Origin of the sequence: Streptomyces sp. NPDC058525 (genome assembly GCF_042719495.1) — a bacterium.
Lineage (GTDB): Bacteria > Actinomycetota > Actinomycetes > Streptomycetales > Streptomycetaceae > Streptomyces.
In genome coordinates, this window is sequence record NZ_JBHXNP010000084.1 from 1 (window position 1) to 22,191 (window position 22,191).

Here is a 22,191-nt window from a genome sequence, read left to right on the forward strand (position 1 = left end):
ATTGCGCATGTAGGGGCCACCCCATCAGTACTTACTTCACGCGGAATTCAACGTATCCACTGGAGTCCGTGCGCACGAGATAGCGGAACCCACACACCACCTGACCGGGGAGACACGCCATGCACTCCGCACAGCAGCTCGACTACGCGGCCGTCCGCGCCGCCGCCGACCGCATCGCCGGATCGGTACGGCCCGTCGCCGTCGTCCCCGCCTCGGACGGGGTCTGGTACGCCCTGGAACACCTCCAGCACACCGGCTCCTTCAAGGCCCGCGGCGCGCGCAACTTCCTCGCCGCCCACCACCGGGCCGGCACCCTCCCGGCCGCCGGGGTCACCATCGCCTCCGGCGGCAACGCGGGGCTCGCCTGCGCCTGGGCGGCCCGTGACCAGGACGTGCCCGCGACGGTGTTCCTGCCCGCCAACGCCCCCCGGGTGAAGGTGGAACGGCTGCGGGGGTACGGGGCCGACGTGCGGCTCGTCGGCGACCGGTACGCCGAAGCGCTGGCCGCCTGCGAGCAGTTCGCCGCCGGGAGCGGGGCCCTCAGCAGCCACGCCTATGACCACCCGCTCATCGCCGCGGGCGCCGGCACCCTGCTCGACGAGATCCGGGCCGCGCTGCCCGGACTGGACGCGGTGGTCGTCGCGGTGGGCGGCGGCGGGCTGTTCGCCGGGATCGCCACCGCCGCGCGCGAACACGGCGTACGGGTGGTCGCCGCCGAGCCGGAGAACTGCCGCGCCCTGAACGCGGCTCTGGCGGCGGGCCGCCCGGTGGACGTCGAGGTGGACTCCGTGGCCGCCGACTCCCTGGGTGCCACCCGCGTCTCGGCGGACGCGCTGGCCGCCGCGCAGGACGCGGGCGTCCTGTCGGTCCTCGTCCCGGACGCGGCGATCACGGACGCGCGGCGGGCCCTGTGGGAGGAGCACCGGATCGTGGTCGAGGCGGGCGCGGCCACCGCCCTGGCGGCCCAGCGCGGAGCACCGGAGCCGCTGGGCGAGCGGGTCGCCGTCATCCTCTGCGGGGCCAACACCGACCCCGGGGACCTGATGCGGTGACGCCCCGAGCCCGAGCTGCGCCGGCCCGGGAGCCGGCGCCGCTCGGGGTGCCGACCTCGAACGACGATCGTCGCGGCGGCCGACGACTTTCGAGGACAGCCCCGGGCCCCCGCCCTTTGTGAGGCTCGCAGTGTCCAGGCGACCGACGCCGGACGCGGAGCGACACGGAGGAATCGGCGTGGCACAGCGCAAGGGTTGTCTGATCGGCTGCGGGGTGGCCCTGGTGCTGGGCGTCGGCCTCGCCGTGGCGGCGGTCTTCGGCATCGGCAAGGTACTCGACATGGCCGACAACACCCTGATCGACCCCAAGGTCTACGAGGCGGTGAAGGCCGGCGACGCGGAGAGCGAGGTGCGCGCCAAGCTCCCGTCGGGCGAATCCTTCGTCAAGAGCGCGCTGAAGGAGGGCGGCCCGGCCGAGCCCGAGGGCAGCGTCTGCGCCTGGTACGTCTCCAGCGACGACCCCAAGAACGGCAAGGAGACCGTGCTCCGCTTCTGCTTCAAGGACGGCAAGCTCGCGGAGAAGGCCGAGTACCCGATGAAGTAAACCGCATTAGTGCGAGCCCGCGCGGACCGGCGACAAAGCGTCAGATCGCACGGGAGAGAGCGCTTCGTTATCGAATCGATACCACCGCCGACTGCCTTTGTACTAAAGCGCATTAGTCCAGCTCGGGGCATACGGCGCAGAGGCCCTTCGGGGCCCGCGCGCCCTGGTCGCGGCATTCCGGAACAGGCCCCCACCGGCCATGGGGGCACCTGCCTCATTGACGGGGTCTTGGTTCCCGGAGACCGTGGGCACCGCCTCCGGCAATGAGGCCGGACTTCTGCGAAGGCGGCAACGATGACCCGTTCGAACCCGACCCGTACGGCCGTTGCCGTGCTGGTGGCCGGCGCCCTCCTGTCGACCGGTGCGTGTGGAATGAGCGGCGGCTCGGGGGAGGTGAGAGAGGCCGAGCGGACGGGCAGAGTGTCGGGCGAGATCACCTTCCGCACCCTCCAGCTGAAGCCCGTCTTCACGGCCTACGTCCAGGGCGTCATCGACGGGTTCGAGGCCAAGTACCCCGACGCGAAGGTCAAATGGGAGGACGTCCCGGGCGACGGCTACAACGAGAAGCTCGTCGCCGACGCCCAGGCCGGAGCCCTGCCGGACGTGGTCAACCTGTCCACCGACTCCTTCCAGCTCCTCGGCGACCGGGGGATGCTGGCCGACGTCGCCAGACTCGACGGAGCGCTGGCCCAGGAGTACGTGCCGGGCGCCTGGGAGCAGTTCAAGCTGCCGGGCAAGGGCGACGGCGTGTACGCCTACCCCTGGTACGTGACCCCGGAGATCCTCACCTACAACAAGGAGCTCTTCGAGAAGGCCGGCCTGGACCCGGCCAAACCGCCCACCAGCGTCGAGCAGTTCTTCGACTACGCCGAGCGGATAGCCGTCACCTCCGGCGGCCGCACGGCCGCCTTCATGGCCGACCCCAAGGGCCGGCTGCCCGGGGACTGGCAGAAGATGGGCGTCCCGATCCTCGACGCGAAGGGGGAGCGGTTCACCTTCGACACCGACCGGGCCGTCGCGTGGGTGGAACGGATGAAGGACCTGTACGCCAAGGGCGCGATGCCCAAGGAGTCCCTCCTCAAGTCCGACGACATCAACCAGCTCTACGGCGGCGGCAAGCTCGTCTTCGGCCCCGGCTCCCCGGGCTTCGTCAAGGACATCAAGCAGAACGCCCCGCAGGTCTACGCGAACACCCAGGTCGCCGGAGCCGTCACGGGCACCCTCGGGCACATCGGCATCTACGCCCAGTCCCTCGGCATCAAGAAGGACACCAAGCACCTCGACGCGGCCGCCGAGTTCGCCAAATGGGTCACCAACGGCCCCAACCAGGTGGCGTTCTCCAAGAAGGCCACCATCTACCCGTCGAACGCCCAGGGCCTCGCGGACCCGTACTTCACGGACAAGGGCGACGGCAAGGACGCCGAGACCCTGGCCCGCGCGGTCGGCGCGGAGCAGCTGAAGACGGCCGAGCTCGACGCCAACACCCCCGTCCAGTGGACCAGTCAGGTCGGCGACGCCGTCGTACGGGAGATGCAGAGGGCCATCAAGGGCGAACAGGATCCCCGTACGGCCGTCAGGAAGGCCCAGGAGGAGGCCAACAAGCTGCTCGCCGCCGCGGCGCGCAAGTGACCCGCGTACTGCCCGCCGCCCGCGAGAAGCGGACCGGGCGCGAGAAGCGGACCGGGCGGGAGAGGCGGGCCGGGCGCGAGAAACGGGCCGGGCGGGCCGGGACCGCGGTGCGCCACCGCGCCTGGTGGACCCCGTACCTCTTCCTCGCCCCCGGCCTGCTCATGGTGGTGCTGTTCAGCCTCTGGCCGTTCGTCAACACCGTCGTCCTCTCCTTCACCGACGCGCAGATCCTGCGCGGCGGCGGCTTCGTCGGCTTCGCCAACTACCGCCGCGCCCTCGCCGACCCCGACTTCTGGACCGCGACCGTCAACAGCGTGCTCTACCTCGCCGTCGTCGTGCCCTGCCTGGTCCTTCTGCCGCTGGCCCTCGCCGTCCTCGTACGGACCAAGGTCCCCGGCATCGGCTTCTTCCGCTCCGCCTTCTACACCCCCGTGATCGCCTCTGCCGTGGTCGTCGGCCTCATCTGGCAGTGGGTGCTGCGCAGCGACGGACTCGTCAACACCGTCTTCCGCAGGCTCAGCATCGTCTCCGAGCCGGTCCCGTTCCTGACCGACAGCACGATGCTGCTGGTCTCCGCGATGATCGTGACCGTGTGGAAGGGCCTCGGCTACTACATGGTCTTCTACCTCGCCGCCCTCGGGAACGTCTCCGCCTCCCTCTACGAGGCGGCCGCCCTCGACGGCGCCGGCCCCGTCCGCCGCTTCTTCAGCATCACCGTCCCCCAGGTGAAACCGATGATGCTGCTGGTCGGCACCCTCTCCGCGATCTCGGCGCTGCGCGTGTTCACCGAGATCTACATCCTCGGCGGCGAGAGCGGCGGCCCCGGCGGCGGCGCCCGCACCCTGCCCTTCCTCATCCGGCAGGTCGGCCTCGGCTTCTCCGGCGAGACCGGCTACGCCTCCGCCATCTCGATCCTGCTGTTCCTCCTGACGCTCGTCTTCAGCCTGCTGGGCCGCCGCCTGTCGAAGGGGGACGAGAGTTGAGGCGCCGCCATGCCGGACTCGCCGGCCGGTACGTCACGCTGGTCCTGATCCTCGTGATCATGCTGGGCCCGATCGTCTGGCAGTTCCTGACCTCGATCCGCGGCCGTACGGAGAACGTGTACGACGGCGTGCTGCCCTCGCAGCCCACCCTCGACAACTACCTGCGGGTCGCCGAGTCGTTCCCGCTGCTCCAGTACGTCGGCAACACCCTCGTCGTGGCCGCCCTCGCCGTCACCTCGAACGTGCTGTTCGGGGCGATGGGCGGCTACGCCCTGTCCCGGCCCGGCTGGAAGGGCCGCAAGGCCGTCTTCACGGTGCTCGTGGCGACGCTGATGTTCCCCTTCGAGTCCGTGATGATCTCGATGTTCCTCACGGTCCGCGAGCTGGGCCTGGTCGACACGCTGATCGGCGTCTGGCTGCCCGGCGCCGTCTCCGTGCTCAACATCATGATCATGAGAGCGGCCTTCCTGGCCGTTCCCAAGGAGGTGGAGGAGGCCGCGGTCCTGGACGGCGCGGACGAATGGACCCGCTTCACCCGGGTGTTCCTGCCCGCCGCCAAGGGGGCCCTGGCCGTCGTCTGCATCACCAGCTTCATGGGCGCCTGGGACGACTTCCTGTGGCCCCTGCTGGTCCTCACCAACAGCGAGAACTACACCCTCCAGCTCGGCCTGAAGACCCTGGCCGGCGCCACCACCGTCAACGACCAGCGGCTCATCGCCGCGGGCGCCATGGCCGCGCTCGTCCCGATGATGCTCCTCTTCTTCTTCCTCCAGCGTTTCTTCTTCAAGGGAGTCGGAGAGGGAGCCGTCAAGATCTGAACCGCCGCCTCCGCCCCCAGCCCCTCCCGCCTCCGCGTCCCCCTCCTCCGCGTCCCCCCCCCGCCCCTCCCGTGTCCCGACCCCTCTCCCTCCTGGAGCAGCCGTCATGCACGACGACCGCAGCATCACCGAACACCGCCTCCGCCGGGTCCTCAAGGAGCGCATCAAGCCCGCCGTCCACTCCCGCACGGTCCCGCTGACCCTCGCGCGCTGGGAGGCCCCCGAAGAGCCCGTCCCCGTCGCCCAGGGCCTGGCGGCGGCCTACGAGCCCTGCGAGACCGGGGCGTCGTGGGGGCCGGCCTGGGGCACCACCTGGTTCAAGGTCACCGGCAGCGTTCCGGCCGACTGGGCCGGCCGTACGGTCGAGGCCGTCCTCGACCTCGGCTTCGACCGGATGATGCCCGGCTTCCAGTGCGAGGGGCTGGTCCATCGGGCCGACGGCAGCGAGGTCAAGGCGCTGAACCCGTACAACGACTGGGTGCGCGTGGCCGACCGGGCGGAGGGCGGCGAGCGCGTCGAGTGGTACGTCGAGGCCGCGTCCAACCCGGTCCTCGTCGAGCACACGGCCACGTACGAGGGCGACCGGCTGACCAGCGGCGACCAGCCGCTCTACCGGATCGCCCGGACGGACCTCGCCGTCTTCGAGACCGAGGTGTGGGAACTGGTCCAGGACCTGGAGGTCCTGTACGACCTGATGACCCAGCTCGACACCGGGGACGCCCGGCGGTACGAGATCCTGCGCGCCGTCGACGCGGCGCTGGACGCCGTGGACCTCGGTGACGTGCCCGGCACCGCGCCCGCCGCCCGCGCCTGCCTGGCCGGCGTGCTCGCCGCCCCCGCCCACGCCTCGGCCCACCGGATCAGCGCGGTGGGCCACGCGCACATCGACTCGGCGTGGCTGTGGCCGCTGCGCGAGACGGTGCGCAAGGTCGCCCGCACCTCCTCCAACGTGGTCGGCCTGATGGACGACCACCCCGAGTTCGTGTTCGCCATGTCGCAGGCGCAGCAGCTGGACTGGATCAAGACGTACCGGCCCGAGCTCTTCGAGCGGATCAAGAAGAAGATCGCGGACGGGCAGTTCGTGCCGGTCGGCGGGATGTGGGTGGAGTCCGACACCAACATGGTCGGCGGCGAGGCCATGGCCCGACAGTTCCTCTACGGCAAGAAGTTCTTCCTCGACGAGTTCGGCATCGAGACCCACAACGTCTGGCTGCCCGACTCCTTCGGCTACACCGCCGCGCTGCCGCAGATCGTCAAGCTCTCCGGTTCCACCTGGTTCCTGACCCAGAAGATCTGCTGGTCCCAGGTCAACAAGTTCCCCCACCACACCTTCTGGTGGGAGGGCATCGACGGAACGCGCGTCTTCACCCACTTCCCGCCCGTCGACACCTACAACTCCGACCTCGGCGGCGCCCAGCTGGCGCACGCCGCCCGCAACTACCAGGAGAAGGGCCGCGGCTCGCGGTCGCTCGTGCCCTTCGGGTGGGGCGACGGCGGTGGCGGACCCACGCGCGAACACCTGGCCCGCGCCAAGCGCCAGCGCGACCTCGAAGGTTCCCCGCGGGTCGAGATCGAGCGGCCGGACGCCTTCTTCGAGAAGGCCCGCGCCGAGTACGCGGACGCGCCCGTCTGGGCCGGCGAGCTCTACCTGGAGCTGCACCGCGGCACCTACACCTCCCAGGCCAAGACCAAGCAGGGCAACCGGCACAGCGAATCGCTGCTGCGCGAGGCCGAGCTGTGGGCGGCCACCGCCGCGGTCCGCGTGCCGGGCCACGCCTACCCGTACGAGGATCTCGAACGGATCTGGAAGACGGTGCTGCTGCACCAGTTCCACGACATCCTGCCCGGCTCCTCCATCGCCTGGGTGCACCGCGAGGCGCGCGAGACCTACCGGGCGGTGCGCGAGGAGCTCGAGGGGATCACCCTGGCCGCGCAGACGGCACTGGCCGGGGAGGGTGCGCAGGAGCTCGTCTTCAACTGCGCCCCGCACGCCCGCCGCGGTGTCCCGGCCGGCGGCGCGGGCGTACCTGCGGGGGAGGGGCAGCCGGTCACGGTGGAGGAGCGGCACGGCGGCGGCCACGTCCTGGCCAACGGCCGGCTGCTGGTGGAGATCGACGGCCGCGGGCTGGTCGTCTCGGCCTACGACCTGGAGGCGGGCCGCGAGGCGGTCGCGCCGGGCGGCGCGGCGAACCTGCTCCAGATCCACCCCGACTTCCCGAACATGTGGGACGCCTGGGACATCGACACCTTCTACCGCAACAAGGTCACCGACCTGGTCGCGCTGGACGCCATGGAGGTCACCGAGAGCGGCCCGTCGGCCGTCACCGTGCGGGTCACCCGCTCCTTCGGCTCCTCGACGGCCGTCCAGTCGCTCACCCTGCGGTCCGGGGCCAAGACGCTCGACCTCGTCACGGACGTGGACTGGCACGAGACGGAGAAGTTCCTCAAGGCGGCCTTCCCGCTGGACGTCAAGGCGGAACGGACCGCATCGGAGACCCAGTTCGGGCACGTCTACCGGGCCACCCACACCAACACCTCGTGGGAGGCGGCCAAGTTCGAGATCTGCGCCCACCGCTGGATCCACGCGGAGGAGCCGGGCTGGGGGGTCGCCCTGCTCAACGAGTCGACGTACGGGCACGACGTCACCCGCGACGTGCGGGCCGACGGCGGCCAGACCACCACGGTCCGGCTCTCGCTGCTGCGCGCGCCGCGCTATCCCGACCCGGAGACCGACCAGGGCGCGCACACCCTGCGCTTCTCGCTGGCGCCCGGCGCGGAGATCGCGGACGCCGTCCGCGAGGGGCACGCGCTCAACCTGCCCGAGCGGGTGGTGAGCGGCGCGGGCCCGGTCGCCCCGCTGCTGTCGGTGGACAACGACGCGGTGGTCGTCGAGGCGGTCAAGCTGGCCGAGGACCGCGGCGGCGACGTGATCGTCCGCCTCTACGAGTCCCGCGGCGGCCGGGCCGGGGCCACCCTCTCGGCGGGCTTCCCGGTGGCGGCGGCCGTCGAGAGCGACCTGCTGGAGCGCCCCCTGGCGGGCTCGGCGGTCGGCGCCTGCTCGCCGGACGGCACGGTCGCCCTCACCCTGCGCCCGTTCCAGATCGTCACGGTCCGCCTGCGCCGCGCCTGAGGCCCGCGGAGCCGGGCCCGGTTCCCCGCGTTCATCCGGTCGGCCGAGCAACGGAAGCCACCCGCGCTCCGCGGGGCAAAGCTGTGGGCAGGAACTGCCGCCACCGCACAGACGAGGACCGCGCCATGTCCCACAGCCGACGCATCAGCACCATCGTGGGGGTCGCGGCGCTGCTGCTGACCGCCACCGCCTGCTCGGGCCTGGGCCGGAGCACCGTGGGCATGCTCAGCTTCCGCGGCCACGACTCTCCGGACGAGCTGAGCTACTCCAACACCCTCGTCCGGGGATGTCACAAGATCGCCATCCCGAAGGGGGCCACCCACGTCGAGAACAACACCCTCGTCGACATCGTGCTGTACCGGACGGAGGACTGCGGCCGGGCCGACCGGGCCGACGGCACCTACGTGGCGACGACGCTCTCGAACGTGACGGCCCCCGCCAGCCTGTCCTGGCGCAGCTTCAGGGTCATCCACTGACGCGCCCCGCCCCGGGGGCCGTGGTGGCGTGAACTCCGCCACAGCCTCCGGCCGGCCGGGCCCCGGGCCCCGGGAAATCCCGGGCCGGCGGGGCCCCACCTGGTTTTGCACCTAGTTGCAAAACCGGCCTCCCCTCGCTACAACAGGGTCATCACCCCCGCGCGAGGAGGCGCCCCCATGTCCCAGAGCCGGTACCCGCACCTGCTGAGCCCGCTGGACCTCGGATTCACCACGCTGCCGAACCGCGTGATCATGGGATCGATGCACACCGGCCTCGAAGAGCACCAGGGCGGCTTCGAGCGCCTCGCCGCCTTCTACGCCGAGCGCGCCCGCGGCGGCGCCGGCCTGATCGTCACCGGCGGCATCGCCCCGAACGACGCCGGCCGCCCCTTCGAGGGCGGCTCCCGCCTCACCACCGAGGACGAGGCCGCCGAGCACCGGGTGATCACCGAGGCGGTGCACGCCGAGGGCGGGAAGATCGCCATGCAGATCCTCCACTTCGGCCGCTACGCCTACCACAAGGACCTGGTCGCCCCCAGCGCCCTCCAGGCCCCGATCAGCCCCTTCGTCCCCAACGAGCTCAGCGACATCGAGGTCGAGCGCACGGTCGAGGACTTCGTCCGCGCCGCCCGCCTCGCCAAGCTCGCGGGCTACGACGGCGTCGAGATCATGGGCTCCGAGGGCTACCTGGTCAACGAGTTCATCGCCGCCGCGACGAACAAGCGCACCGACCGCTGGGGCGGCGCGTACGAGAACCGCGTGCGCTTCCCGCTGGAGATCGTCCGCCGCACCCGCGAGGCCGTCGGCGAGGACTTCATCGTCATCTACCGCCTCTCCATGCTCGACCTCATCCCCGGCGGCTCCACCCTCGACGAGGTCGTCCACCTCGCCAAGGAGATCGAGGCGGCCGGCGCCACCATCATCAACACCGGCATCGGCTGGCACGAGGCCCGCATCCCCACCATCGCCACCTCCGTCCCGCGCGGCGCCTACACCTGGGTCACCAAGCGGCTGATGGGCGCGGTGTCCGTCCCCCTCGTCACCAGCAACCGCATCAACACCCCCGAGATCGCCGAGGAACTGCTCGCCGACGGCCGCGCCGACCTGGTCTCCCTGGCCCGCCCCTTCCTCGCCGACGCCGACTTCGTCGCCAAGGCCGCGGCCGGCCGCGCCGAGACCATCAACACCTGCATCGGCTGCAACCAGGCCTGCCTAGACCACACCTTCAGCGGCAAGATCACCAGCTGCCTGGTCAACCCGCGCGCCTGCCACGAGACCGAGCTCGTCCTCAGGCCCACGCGGCTGAAGAAGCGCGTCGCGGTCGTCGGCGCCGGCCCCGCCGGACTCGCCTGCGCGGTCTCCGCCGCCGGCCGCGGCCACGCCGTCACCCTCTTCGAGGCCTCCGGCCACATCGGCGGCCAGCTCGACATCGCCCGCCGCATCCCCGGCAAGGAGGAGTTCGAGGAGACCATCCGCTACTACGGCACCCAGCTCGTCGACAGCGGTGTGGACGTACGCCTCGGCTCCCGCGCCGACGTGGAGACGCTCCAGGGCTACGACGAGGTCGTCGTCGCCACCGGAGTCACCCCCCGCACCCCCGCGATCGACGGCGTCGACCACCCCAACGTCGTCAGCTACCTCGACGTGCTGCGCGACGGCGCCCCCGTCGGCGAGCGCGTCGCCGTCGTCGGCGCCGGCGGCATCGGCTTCGACGTCGCCGAGTACCTCACCGACAGCGGCGAGGGCGCCTCCCAGGACCCGGCCGTCTACTTCCGCCACTGGGGCGTGGACACCGCGTACACCGGCCCCGGCGGACTCACCGCCGCCGAGCGCCCCGCGCCGCCCCGCCGGGTCCACCTGCTCCAGCGCAAGACGACCAAGGTCGGCGCCGGCCTCGGCACCACCACCGGCTGGATCCACCGGGCCGAGCTCAAGCACCGCGGAGTGGTCTCCGTCGCGGGGGCCTCGTACGAGCGCATCGACGACGAGGGCCTGCACATCACCGTCGACGGCGAGCAGCGGCTCGTACCGGCCGACACCGTCGTCCTGTGCACCGGGCAGGAGCCGCGCCGCGACCTGTACGAGGCGCTGCGCGCGGCCGGGGTCGAGGCGCACCTGATCGGCGGCGCCGACGTGGCCGCCGAACTCGACGCCAAGCGGGCCATCCGCCAGGGCACGGAACTCGCCGCCGCCCTCTGACCGAAAACCGACAGGGGATTGTGGTGGTCCGGCCGGGCCGCCACAATCGCCCGGTGACGTTCTCCTCCGCAGACGCAGACAAGATCCTCGCCGACAACTTCGCCCCCTGGGTGCTCGCCCTGGGCCTGAGCGTCCAGGAGACCGGCGAGCGGCACGCCGTCCTGCGGCTGCCCTGGTCCGAGGCCCTGGCCCGGGACGGCGGCGGGCTCTCCGGCCAGGCCCTGATGGCCGCCGCCGACACCGCCACCGTCATCGCGATCTCCAGCGCGCGCGGCGCGTACGGCCCGATGACCACCGTCCAGCAGTCGACGAGCTTCCAGCGCCCGGTGACCGGCGCCGACGTCCTGATCCACGTACGGGTCACCAAACTCGGCAAGCGGATGGCCTTCGCCGACATCACCATGACCCCCGAGGGCGCCGCGGAGCCGGCCGCCACCGCCTCCACGGTCTACGCCCTGCTCGGCTGAGCCCCCGGCTACCCGGGCAGGGCCGGGTCCCCGCCGTCCGCCACCGGCAGCCGCACCACCATCCGGGCTCCCCGCGGGGAGTCCTCGGCGGTGAGGGTGCCGCCGTGGTGGGCGGCCAGGTCCCGGGCTATGGCGAGGCCCAGGCCGGCCCCGCCGTGGTCGCGGCTGCGGGCGTCGTCGAGACGGGTGAAGCGCTCGAAGACCCGTTCCCGGTCGCCCGGCGGGATTCCGGGACCGTCGTCGGTCACTTCCAGCACGGCGGTCCGTCCGCCCGGACCGCCGGCGGTGCTCAGCACGAGGTCCACCCGCCCGCCCGCGAACCGCTGGGCGTTGTCGAGCAGGTTGGTGACCACCCGGGCCAGCCACAGCGCGCTGCCGTCCACCCGGACGCCGTCCGCCAGCCGCGTCCGCACCGGGACCCGGTCCCCGAGGCGCGCGTCCACGGCGCCCCGGACCACGGTGCCCAGGTCCAGCCGGGCCGAAGCCATCGGCTGGGCGGCGTCGATCCGGGCGAGCAGCAGCAGGTCGGAGGCGAGCTGCTGGAGCCGCTCGATGTCCTGGAGCGCGCCGCTGATCAGTTCCGGCCACAGTTCCGGGTCCCGGACCGCCAGAGCCACCTCCAGCTGGGTGCGCAGCACCGTGATGGGGCTGCGCAGTTCGTGGGAGGCGTCGGCGATGAACCGGCGCTGGCGGATCCCGGCGGACTCCAGCCGGTCCAGGGTGGAGTTCATCGTCTGCGCCAGCCGGGCGACCTCGTCGCGGGTGGGCGGTACGGGGACCCGGCGGTGCAGGTCCCGGTCGCTGATCCCGGCGACCTCGGCGCGGATCGCCTCGACCGGCCCGAGGGCCCGGCCCGTCACCCGCCAGGTGACGAAGGCGACGGTTGCGAGGAGCAGCGGGCCGCCCACCGCGAGCGCGGCGGCGGTGGTGTCGTCGGCCGCGTCCACATCGCGCAGCGAGGTCCCGACGAATACGGTGACCATGCCCTGCGGGGTCTCCGTGGTGACCTGGACGACCCGCTGGCGGTGTTCGCCGCCGAGCGGGCCGGCGTTCAGGGTGCGGGACTCCTTGCCGGGCCGCAGGGGTCTGACGGGGGCGATCGGGAACTCTCCGGCCGGGTTCGGATAGGCGCGCAGCACCCGCCCGCGGGCGTTCACCACCTGGACGAACTCGACACCGTGCAGGGTCGGCCGCATCTTCTCGAGGTCCCCGGAGGCCGCGAGCCGGGCGATCGTCTCGGCCTGCCGCGCGGCGTCGCGTTCGGCGTTGCGCAGCAGATTGGCCTCCAGCAGGCCCAGCAGGGCGAAGGAGGCCAGGGCCAGGGCCACGGCGACGACCAGGACGGCGCCGAGGGTGGCCCGGGCCCGGACGGTGGTGGGCAGGACTCGGCGCAGCGGAGAGCGCCGGAGCCGGTGCCGCAGCCGGCGCGGGCCGGGCAGGTCACGAAGTTCGCGCAGGTCGAGCAGTCCGCGCAGTCCGCGCAGGCGCGGGAACCGGTCGCGGGGGAGCAGGGGCTCAGCCACCGTCGACCGCCAGCCGGTAGCCCGCCCCGCGTACGGTCTCCAGCGCGGCGCGGCCGAACGGCGCGTCGATCTTGCGGCGCACGGCGCTGATGTGGACCTCGACCACGTTGGGGTCGCCGGCGAAGGCGATGTCCCACACCTGCTCCAGGATCTCCCGCTTCGGCACGACCTCGCCCGGGCGCCGCGCCAGGTACTCCAGGACCGCGAACTCCCGGGCCGTCAGCCGTATCTCGGTGTCGCCTCGGGAGCAGCTGTGCCGGGCCGGATCCAGCACCAGGTCGCCGAAGCGCATCACCTGGGGGCCGCGGCGGCCCGTGCGCCGGGCCAGCGCGCGCAGCCGGGCGACCAGGACGAGGTAGGAGAAGGGCTTGGACAGGAAGTCGTCGGCGCCGGTGTCCAGGGCCTCCGCCTCGTCGTACTCGCCGTCCTTCGCCGTGAGCATCAGGATGCCGGACTCGTTCCCGGCGGCGCGCAGCCGTGCGCAGACCCGGTAGCCGTTGAGGCCGGGCAGCATGATGTCGAGCACGATCAGGTCGTAGTCGTGCTCGGTGGCCAGCCACAGCCCTTGCGGCCCGTCGTGGGCCACGTCCACCGAGAACCCCTCCGACTGGAGTCCCCGTTGCAGGGCCACGGCCAGCCGGCGTTCGTCCTCCACCACCAGTACGCGCATGCCGACCAGGGTCTCAGGCCCGGCCCGCGACAGGCTGAAGAGGTCTTCAGCTGACTTCAGGTGGGCTTCAGCATCCGCTCAGCATGCTCTGCAACGAGCCGGGCGCCGTGCCTGGTTGTGCCTGAGGAGTCCTGGTATGTCTGAATCCTTCCCGCCGTCCGAGCAGCCCGGGCAGGCCCCGCCGCCCGCGAACGCCCCGCAGTCCGGCGCGCGCAAGCGCGTGGACCTGGGGCGCCTGGTGCCCCGGCGCAAGGGCGCCCGGTGGGCGGCGCTGGGCGCGGCCGTGGTGATCGTCGGCGGTGTGGCGGTGGCGGTGGCCGTGGACGAGCACCACGACGAGCGGAGGGCCGGGTTCCGCTTCGGCTGGGCCGAGCGCGGCCCCGAGGGCGGCGAGCGGCGCGGTCCGGCGGCCGGCGGCGAGCACGGCGAGCGGGTGTTCGGCGACACCGAGAACCGCAAGCACCCCAAGGACCTCAAGGTGTTCAAGGAGATGCGGGAAGGGGCCCCGAACCCGCGCGCCGCCGAAGAGGGTCCCGCGGGCTCCGCGAAGACCGCCCCCGCGCCCCTGCCCTCGCTGGCCATCGGGCAGGCGGCCGACAAGGCGGCCGGGGCGGTGGACGGCGGCAAGGTGGAGAGCATCCGCGTGGTCGCCCAGGAGGGCGGCGGCAGCGCGTGGCTGGCCGTCGTACTCGGACCGGACGGCGTCCGGCACGCGGTCACGGTCTCCGGCACGGACGGCACCGTCACCAGCAACGTCCCCGTCAACCGGCCGTAGCCGGGCGGGCGTAGGCGGGCGGGGGCGTCGTCGGGCGGCGCGGCTCAGCCGCGTTCGGCCGCGACCGGGTACGGCACGAAGCTGCTGCTGTTCTCGTCGACGGCGAGGGCCCGGCCGAGGGGCGGCACGGCCCGCTGCGGGCAGTCGAGGCGTTCGCAGAGGCGGCAGCCCATGCCGATCGGGGTGTCGGCGGAGGTCTTGCCGAGGTCGAGGCCGTCGGAGTAGACGAGCCGGGAGGCGTGCCGGATCTCGCAGCCCAGGCCGATCGCGAAGGTCTTGCCCGGTTCGCCCCAGCCGCCGCGGTGGCGGGTGACGGCGCGGGCGGTCCACAGATGGCGCTGTCCGTCGGGCATGGCGGCGACCTGCACGTGGATGCGGCCGGGCGCGGCGAAGGCCTCGTACACGTTCCACAGCGGGCAGGTGCCGCCGGCGCGGGAGAAGTGGAATCCGGTCGCCGACTGTCGCTTGGACATGTTGCCCGCCCGGTCGACCCGTACGAAGGAGAAGGGCACCCCGCGCAGCCGGGGGCGTTGCAGGGTGCTCAGCCGGTGGCAGACGGTCTCGTAGCCGAGGCCGAAGCGGTCCGTGAGCCGCTCGATGTCGTAGCGGAACTCCTCGGCGGCCGTGTGGAAGGCGCCGTACGGGAGGATCAGCGCGGCGGCGAAGTAGTTGGCGATGCCGATCCGGGCCAGGGCGTGGGCGGGGGAGTCCGCCGGGAAGTCCTCGGCCGCCAGCCGGTCGAGCTCCTGCCCGTACTCCAGCAGCGCCAGCTGGGTGGCCATCCGGAAGGCCTGCTGGCCCGGCCGCAGCCGGCTCGACACGTGCAGGACCCGGCTCGTCGCGTCGTAGTGGTGCAGCCGGTCCGAATCGGCCGCGAGGCGCACCCCGTGCCGGTCCAGGAGCCGCGCCGACAGGGCGCGTACGACGTCCCCCGGGCGGATCCCGATCTCGCGGGCCAGCGACTCGGCGGCGAGATCGGTGTCGTGGAGGTAGTTCTGCCGCCGGTAGAAGAACTCGCGGATCTCCTCGTGCGGCGAGCGCGGCCCCTCCGCCGCGCCGTCCCGGCCGTCCGCGTCCCCGGCGAGCCGCTCGGCGAGCAGCTGGGAGCGCCGGCCGAGGTCCAGCAGCACCCCGGCGACGGCGGGCATCCGGGTGGCCAGCTCCGCCAGGTCCGACGGGGACACCCGGGCCTCGGCGACCTCGGTGGCGAGGGCCTCGCGCAGGTCGGCCAGCAGCCGGCTGGTGTCGCGCTCCGAGAAGAAGCCGGGATCGACGCCGAAGGCCTCGGTCAGCCGCAGCAGCACGGGCACGGTGAGCGGCCGCGAGTCGTGTTCCATCTGGTTCAGGTAGCTCGGCGAGATCGCGAGGACGCGCGCCAGCTCGGCCTGGCTCATCCGGCGCTCCTCGCGCAGCCGCCGCAGTCTGGCCCCCGCGTACGTCTTGCCCACCGCGCTCCCCCTCCGTGTGACCGGGACGCCGCAACCCTACGCGGGATCCCGGCGCCGCAGGTCTTTGCAAACTTGGCAAAAACACCTCCTGGGATTCGCAGAACTTGGCATGCGTGCCTCTTCACCGGCCGCGGACGAGCGGTCCACGGGGACGATGACGGTCTTGGCAAGGGGGCGCCGTGTCCCATGTCACCGTCCGGCATGTGAGCCGCTGTACCGGTCCTCCAGGACCTGCGCATACGCTGATCGACAGCAGCTGGTTCGCCCCGTCCGCCAGACGGGATGCGTCGTAAGAGGGAACCCGGTGGGAATCCGGGACTGCCCCGCAGCGGTGAGCGGGAACGACCGCCGTCATACGCACTGGACCCGGACGGGTCTGGGAAGCGACGGCCAGTAGGTGTCTGCCCCAACGGCAGACGTGCCCGCAAGTCCGAAGACCTGCCCGTTGCCCGCGCACGCACAGCCGTGCGCGGACATCCCGGTGACCTCGTGGGCGGGTCGGCGAACAGATCTCGACGGCAGCAGCGGCGCATCGCGCCCCGGCGGACCGTCAGGTCCGTGACCCCTTCGCGCTCCACGTCCCGCCACCGGGACTCATGGAGACAAGCTCGCGAAGGAGAGTTCCGTGACAACCGAGTCCGCGACCGCGGCCGTAGAGGCCACCGTGTACGGCTACCCCCGCCAGGGGCAGAACCGTGAACTGAAGAAGGCCATCGAGGGCTACTGGAAGGGCCGCGTCAGCGCCGAAGCCCTCCACGAGACCGCCGCACTCCTGCGCCGGACCAACTGGGGCCGGCTGGCCGACGCCGGCATCACCGAGGTCCCCACCGGCGACTTCTCGTACTACGACCACGTCCTCGACACCAGCGTCATGGTCGGCGCCGTCCCCGCCCGCCACCGCGCCGCGGTCGCCGCCGACGCCCTCGACGGCTACTTCGCCATGGCTCGCGGCACCCAGGACGTGGCGCCGCTGGAGATGACCAAGTGGTTCGACACCAACTACCACTACCTGGTGCCGGAACTCGGGCCCGACACCCGCTTCACCGCCGACTCCACCCGGCAGGTCGCCGAACTGAAGGAAGCCCTGGCCCTCGGCCTGAAGGCCCGCCCGGTGCTCGTCGGACCGGTCACCTACCTGCTGCTCGCCAAGCCCGCCCCCGGCGTGGCCGAGGACTTCCAGCCGATCACCCTGCTCGACCGGCTGCTGCCCGTGTACGCCCAGGTCCTCGCCAACCTGCGCGCCGCCGGAGCCGAATGGGTCCAGCTGGACGAACCCGCCCTCGTGGCGGACCGCTCCCCGGCCGAACTGGGCGTCGCCGCACGGGCCTACCGCGAGCTCGGCGGACTCGACCAAGCCGAGCGGCCCAAGCTGCTGGTCGCCTCGTACTTCGACCGGCTCGGCGAGGCCCTGCCCGTGCTGGCCAAGGCCCCCGTGGAAGGACTCGCGCTCGACTTCACCGAGCGGGCGGCCGCCAACCTCGACGACCTCGCGGCGGTGGGCGGACTCCCCGGCAAGCGCCTGGTCGCGGGCGTGGTCAACGGCCGCAACATCTGGATCAACGACTACGAGAAGTCCCTCACCACCCTCGGCACCCTGCTCGGCCTCGCCGACCGCGTCGACGTCGCCGCGTCCTGCTCCCTGCTCCACGTACCGCTGGACGCGGGCGCCGAACGGGACATCGACCCGCAGATCCGCCGCTGGCTGGCCTTCGCCCGCCAGAAGACCGCCGAGATCACCACCCTCGCCCGCGGCCTCGCCCGGGGCACCGGAGCCATCGCGGCCGAACTCGCCGCCAACCGCGCCGACCTGGCCTCCCGTGCGAACTCCGCGATCACCCACGACCCGGCCGTACGGGCCCGGACCGCGGCCGTCACCGACACCGACGGCCGCCGCTCCCAGCCGTACGAGCAGCGTGCGGCGGCCCAGCGGGCCCACCTGGGGCTGCCGCTGCTGCCCACGACGACCATCGGCTCCTTCCCGCAGACCGCCGAACTGCGCACCGCCCGCGCCGACCTGCGCGCCGGGCGGCTCGACGAAGCCGGCTACGAGAGCCGCATCGAGGCCGAGATCCGCGAGGTGCTCTCCTTCCAGGAGAAGACCGGCATCGACGTCCTCGTGCACGGCGAGCCCGAACGCAACGACATGGTCCAGTACTTCGCGGAGCAGCTCACCGGATACCTGGCCACTCAGCACGGCTGGGTCCAGTCCTACGGCACCCGCTACGTGCGGCCGCCGGTCCTGGCCGGGGACATCTCTCGTCCGGAGCCGATGACCGTGCGCTGGACGACGTACGCGCAGTCGCAGACGGCCAAGCCGGTCAAGGGCATGCTGACCGGCCCCGTCACCATGCTCGCCTGGTCCTTCGTACGCGACGACCAGCCGCTCGGCGACACCGCCCGGCAGGTCGCGCTCGCCTTGCGCGACGAGGTGAACGACCTGGAGGCCGCCGGTACTTCGGTGATCCAGGTCGACGAGCCCGCCCTGCGCGAGACGCTGCCGCTGCGGGCGGCCGACCACGCCGCGTACCTGGCCTGGGCGACGGAGTCCTTCCGTCTCTCCACCAGCGGTGTCCGGCCGGACACCCAGATCCACACCCACATGTGCTACGCGGAGTTCGGCGACATCGTCGAGGCCATCGAGGCCCTCGACGCCGACGTCATCAGCCTGGAGGCGGCCCGCTCCCACATGCAGGTGGCCGACGAGCTCGCCGGTGCCGGATACCCCCGCGAGGTCGGCCCGGGCGTCTGGGACATCCACTCCCCGCGCATCCCCTCCGCCGAGGAGGCGGCGGCCCTGCTGCGCAAGGGGCTCGAGGCCATCCCGGCCGAGCGTTTGTGGGTCAACCCGGACTGCGGGCTGAAGACCCGCGGCTGGCCCGAGACGAAGGCCTCCCTGGAGCACCTCGTCGAGGCCGCGCAGCAGGTCCGTACGGAGATCGCGGCGAACTGAGACCGGGCGGGCCCGCGTCGGCCCTGACGGGCACGGGCGGGTACGGGCGCGGGCGCGGGGCGGGCGCGGGGATGTGCCACCCCGCACCCGCCCGTCGTACCCGGGCCCCCGGGCCGTGCGGTCCGCCGCTCGCGCTCGTGTGCGCGGGTGAGTTCTCAAGTCGTCCACGTTGTCGTAGGGGTACGGCCCGGTGGACGGCCCGCTGACCGAGGGGCTGCCGCTCGCGGCGACCGGCCCCAAGGGGCGGGTGCGGGCGGCGGCCTGGGAGCAGGCGCGGCCGCTGCACGAGCAGGGCCGCATCAGGGCGGTCGAGGTGCGGGCCTCGGACTTCTTCGGGCCCGGCGTCACCGACGGCGGCCACCTGGCCGCACGGGTCGTGCCCCCGCTGCTGCGCGGCAAGCCGGTCTCCGTGCTCGGGGATCCGGACGCCCCGCACAGCTGGACCTATCTGCCCGACGTGGCCGGGGCGCTGGCCGAGGTCGCGGGCGAGGAGCGGGCCTGGGGACGGCCCTGGCACGTCCCGACGGAGCCCGCGCTCTCGGTCCGGGAGATGGCCGGCCGGCTGGCCGCCCGGGCGGGAACGGCGCCGGCCGCGGTGCGCGGGTACGCCGCCGGCCGTGGGCGGGCTCTTCTCCCTGCTGCTCCGCGAACTCAAGGAGATCCGCTACCGGTTCGACCATCCGTTCGTGGTCGATTCGAGTGCCTACGAGGCCGCCTTCGCGCTCCGGGCCACTCCCCTCGAGGAGCAGGTCGCGGCGACCGTGGACTGGTGGCGCGAGCGGGTGGCGGCCACCGGATGACGCGACGGGCCGGCCCCGGCTGTGAGAACAGCCGGGACCGGCCCGCCCCGTTCACGCGGATCCTCAGCGGGAGGAGTCCGCGAGGTGCAGGTCCCGCTCCCGGGCGCGCCCCGGGGCCCCGCCGTCCCCGAGCTTCGCGCCCTCCACGTCCACGTTCGGCAGCAGCCGGTCCAGCCACCCGGGCAGCCACCAGGCCGACCTGCCGAGCAGGGCGAACAGGGCCGGGACGATGGCCATGCGGACGACGAACGCGTCGAAGAGGACGGCCGTCGCCAGGGCGAAGCCGATCATCTTGATCATGTCGTTCTGCTCCGTGATGAAGCCGGAGAACACGCTGATCATGATGATCGCGGCCGCGCTGACCACGCGCCCGCCGTAGCGGAAGCCGGTGACGACCGCCTCGCCGGGCCGCGCCCCGTGGGCGTAGGCCTCGCGCATCCGGCTGACCAGGAACACCTCGTAGTCCATCGCGAGGCCGAACACCACGCCGATCATGAAGATAGGCATCGTGCTCATCACCGGACCGGCCTCCTTGACGCCGAACACGTCGGCGAGCCAGCCCCACTGGAACACCGCCACCACGGCCCCGAGCGCCGCGCCCACCGACAGCAGGAAGCCGAGGGCCGCCTTGAGCGGGACGAGGACCGATCGGAAGACGAGCATCAGGAGGAGGAAGGCGAGGCCGACCACGAGTGCCAGGTACGGCACCAGGGCGTCGTCGAGGGTCTTCGAGAAGTCGATGAACATGGCGGTCTGACCGGTCACCAGCACCTCGTCGGCGCCAGTGGAGCCCTCGATGCCGCCCATGCCGGCCCGGATGGAGCGGACCAGTTCCTCGGTGGCGTGGTCGGTGGGGCCGGTGGCCGGTACGAGGTTCAGGATCGCGGTGTCGTTGGCCGCGTTGGGCGCGGCCGGTGACACGGTGGCGACCCCGTCCAGACCGGCCAGGGCCCGGCCGACTCCGCCGGCGGCGGCCGAGGCGTCCGGGGCGCTCACCGTGATCGTCAGCGGTCCGTTGAAGCCGGGGCCGAAGGACTCCGAGAGCATGTCGTAGGCCTTGCGCTGGGTGGTCTCCGGCGCCATCGTGCCCTCGCCGGGCAGCCCGAGCTCCAGGGAGGCGGCGGGCAGCGCGACCGCGCCCAGTCCGACCACGCCGACCAGCAGCACGGCCACCGGGTGGCGCAGCACGTAACGGGCCCAGCGGGTGCCCAGGTTGGGCTTCTGGCGTGCGGCCGCCTTGGCGGCCTTGCGCTGCTGCCGGGCGGAGAGCGGCTTGCCGTTGACCGCCTTGCGGTCGATGCGGCGCAGCACCTTGACCGGTGCGAAGCCGAGCAGGGCGGGGACGAGCGTGACGGCGATGAGGACGGCGACGGCGACGGTGCCCGCGGCGGCCACGCCCATCTTGGTGAGCATCGGGATGTTCACCACGGCGAGGCCGGCCAGCGCGATGATGACCGTCAGTCCGGCGAAGACGACGGCCGATCCCGCGGTGCCGACGGCGCGTCCGGCCGCCTCCCGCCGCTCGCGGCCCTCGGCGATCTCCGAGCGGTAGCGGGAGATGATGAACAGGGCGTAGTCGATGCCGACCGCGAGGCCGATCATCATGGCCAGCGTGGACGTGGTCGCGGACAGTCCGAGGGTGCTGCCGAGCGCGGTGATGGCGCTGATGCCGACGCCGACGCCGATGAGCGCGGTCAGCAGGGGCATGCCGGCGGCGACCAGCGATCCGAAGGTGATGAGCAGGACGATCGCCGAGACGAGGATGCCGATGCCCTCGGCGCCGCCCATCGCGGCTTCGATCCGGACGGCGTCCCCGCCCGCCTCGACGGTCAGGCCGGAGCCGCGGGCCTTGTCCAACGCCTGGTCGAGGGCGTCGTGTTCCTTGTCGGTCAGCTCGGTCGCCGCGACCTTGTACGTCACGACCGCGTACGCGGTGGTGGAGTCCTTGCTGAGGGCGCCGGCCGCGTACGGATCGGTGACGGAGGCCACCTCCGGGGCCGCGGTCAGGTCGGAGACGAGCCCGGAGACCGCCGCCTTCCGCTCGGGGCCGGCGATGTCCTGGCCCTGGGGGGCGCGGATGACCACGCGGGCGCTCGCACCGTCGGCGCCGGCGGCCGGGAACTTCTCCTTCAGCAGGTCGAAGGCCTTCTGCGACTCGGTGCCCGGCATCGAGAAGGTGTCGGCCGGTGGCGGCGGCGCGGAGGAGGCGGCGGTGATCACCCCGCCGAGGACCAGCACCCACAGGAGTGCCATCAGGCCGCGCCGTCGGAAGGCGAGGCGGCCCAGCTTGTAGAGGAAAGTAGCCACGGCGAAACAGGCTCCTGTCGGATCGGCGGAGAAGGGGCGGACCGCGCGGCAGTCGGCGCAAGCGGTCGCGAAGCAGTTGACGGGTCCGGCAGGCGCCAGCGCCGGGGACCGTGTGACGCCTACAGTGGCACCAAGATGGCACCATCGCAACCCCGCGGCGTCACTCGATGGCGTCGGGGGGTTGCCAAGGGTGCCGCCTACCTGCTCGTTCCCTTGCTTTCGGGGCTCTCTTTCGGTGGGGACGGGTGATGCCAACCGATCCCCGCTGCCCGCCTGATCCGTATCTCCGCAGGTGATGAGGGGTGCGGGCGGAGTGGGGCCGCTGGGTGCCACCTCGCGTGCGCCGCAATGGCTCGCCTTGGCGCCGTGCGTGTGTCATAGTGGCGCCACGGGCTCCCGGGGTCGGCTGATCCGCCCGAA

General features: G+C 72.6%; 15 protein-coding genes, 1 pseudogene and 1 riboswitch. Of the genes and pseudogenes, 12 read left to right on the top strand and 4 right to left on the bottom strand.

Translation table 11 applies throughout. From position 1 onward, the window contains the following. The first annotated feature begins 119 nt into the window (after positions 1-119). From ACFWP3_RS30845 to ACFWP3_RS30885, 9 genes are all read left to right on the top strand, one after another. A complete protein-coding gene (locus ACFWP3_RS30845; protein ID WP_384227529.1) occupies positions 120-1,052 on the top strand; it encodes a serine/threonine dehydratase in 933 nt (310 codons plus the stop codon). A gap of 178 nt (positions 1,053-1,230) precedes the next feature. Continuing rightward, complete coding sequence (locus tag ACFWP3_RS30850; protein WP_384227532.1) at positions 1,231-1,596, top strand: hypothetical protein; 366 nt, start codon at positions 1,231-1,233, stop codon at positions 1,594-1,596. Between the two features lie 294 nt (positions 1,597-1,890). Next, positions 1,891-3,225 (top strand): ABC transporter substrate-binding protein, encoded by a 1,335-nt coding sequence (locus tag ACFWP3_RS30855; RefSeq protein WP_384227534.1) that lies wholly within the window; start codon positions 1,891-1,893, stop codon positions 3,223-3,225. Between the two features lie 107 nt (positions 3,226-3,332). Next, positions 3,333-4,208: a carbohydrate ABC transporter permease gene (locus ACFWP3_RS30860; protein ID WP_384227589.1), complete on the top strand. Its 876-nt coding sequence runs from the start codon at positions 3,333-3,335 to the stop codon at positions 4,206-4,208. After that, positions 4,205-5,026 carry a carbohydrate ABC transporter permease gene (locus ACFWP3_RS30865; protein ID WP_384227536.1) on the top strand — a complete coding sequence of 274 codons (822 nt, stop codon included), beginning with the start codon at positions 4,205-4,207 and terminating at the stop codon, positions 5,024-5,026. Before ACFWP3_RS30860 ends, ACFWP3_RS30865 begins: the two co-directional genes overlap by 4 nt. A gap of 106 nt (positions 5,027-5,132) precedes the next feature. Further along, positions 5,133-8,156 (top strand): alpha-mannosidase, encoded by a 3,024-nt coding sequence (locus ACFWP3_RS30870; RefSeq protein ID WP_384227538.1) that lies wholly within the window; start codon positions 5,133-5,135, stop codon positions 8,154-8,156. Between the two features lie 125 nt (positions 8,157-8,281). Continuing rightward, positions 8,282-8,632, top strand: coding sequence for a hypothetical protein (locus ACFWP3_RS30875; RefSeq protein ID WP_384227540.1), 351 nt, complete (start codon positions 8,282-8,284; stop codon positions 8,630-8,632). A gap of 177 nt (positions 8,633-8,809) precedes the next feature. After that, the gene (locus ACFWP3_RS30880) at positions 8,810-10,831 is read left to right on the top strand and encodes an FAD-dependent oxidoreductase (RefSeq protein WP_384227542.1); all 2,022 of its coding nucleotides are present in this window, start codon (positions 8,810-8,812) and stop codon (positions 10,829-10,831) included. Between the two features lie 53 nt (positions 10,832-10,884). After that, positions 10,885-11,298: a PaaI family thioesterase gene (locus tag ACFWP3_RS30885; protein WP_384227544.1), complete on the top strand. Its 414-nt coding sequence runs from the start codon at positions 10,885-10,887 to the stop codon at positions 11,296-11,298. Between the two features lie 8 nt (positions 11,299-11,306). Here the strand turns inward: ACFWP3_RS30885 and ACFWP3_RS30890 are convergent, their stop codons facing one another. Then, the gene (locus tag ACFWP3_RS30890) at positions 11,307-12,821 is read right to left on the bottom strand and encodes a sensor histidine kinase (protein ID WP_384227546.1); all 1,515 of its coding nucleotides are present in this window, start codon (positions 12,819-12,821) and stop codon (positions 11,307-11,309) included. Further along, positions 12,814-13,491 carry a response regulator transcription factor gene (locus ACFWP3_RS30895; RefSeq protein ID WP_384227548.1) on the bottom strand — a complete coding sequence of 226 codons (678 nt, stop codon included), beginning with the start codon at positions 13,489-13,491 and terminating at the stop codon, positions 12,814-12,816. Before ACFWP3_RS30895 ends, ACFWP3_RS30890 begins: the two co-directional genes overlap by 8 nt. A 136-nt stretch (positions 13,492-13,627) precedes the next feature. Here ACFWP3_RS30895 and ACFWP3_RS30900 point away from each other — a divergent pair, with 136 nt between their 5' ends. After that, the gene (locus tag ACFWP3_RS30900) at positions 13,628-14,266 is read left to right on the top strand and encodes a hypothetical protein (RefSeq protein ID WP_384227550.1); all 639 of its coding nucleotides are present in this window, start codon (positions 13,628-13,630) and stop codon (positions 14,264-14,266) included. A gap of 44 nt (positions 14,267-14,310) precedes the next feature. Here the strand turns inward: ACFWP3_RS30900 and ACFWP3_RS30905 are convergent, their stop codons facing one another. Further along, positions 14,311-15,714, bottom strand: coding sequence for a short-chain fatty acyl-CoA regulator family protein (locus tag ACFWP3_RS30905; protein WP_384227552.1), 1,404 nt, complete (start codon positions 15,712-15,714; stop codon positions 14,311-14,313). A 240-nt stretch (positions 15,715-15,954) separates the two neighbouring features. Further along, a riboswitch (cobalamin riboswitch) is annotated at positions 15,955-16,175 on the top strand. A 164-nt stretch (positions 16,176-16,339) separates the two neighbouring features. Between ACFWP3_RS30905 and metE the strand changes: the two genes are divergently transcribed. Continuing rightward, positions 16,340-18,664, top strand: coding sequence for a 5-methyltetrahydropteroyltriglutamate--homocysteine S-methyltransferase (gene metE / locus ACFWP3_RS30910; RefSeq protein WP_384227554.1), 2,325 nt, complete (start codon positions 16,340-16,342; stop codon positions 18,662-18,664). 178 nt (positions 18,665-18,842) lie between these two features. Beyond that, a pseudogene (locus ACFWP3_RS30915) lies at positions 18,843-19,464 on the top strand (NAD-dependent epimerase/dehydratase family protein); the annotation flags it as partial. A gap of 63 nt (positions 19,465-19,527) precedes the next feature. Here ACFWP3_RS30915 and ACFWP3_RS30920 read toward each other — a convergent pair. Next, complete coding sequence (locus ACFWP3_RS30920; protein ID WP_384227556.1) at positions 19,528-21,771, bottom strand: MMPL family transporter; 2,244 nt, start codon at positions 21,769-21,771, stop codon at positions 19,528-19,530. Positions 21,772-22,191 lie beyond the last annotated feature (420 nt).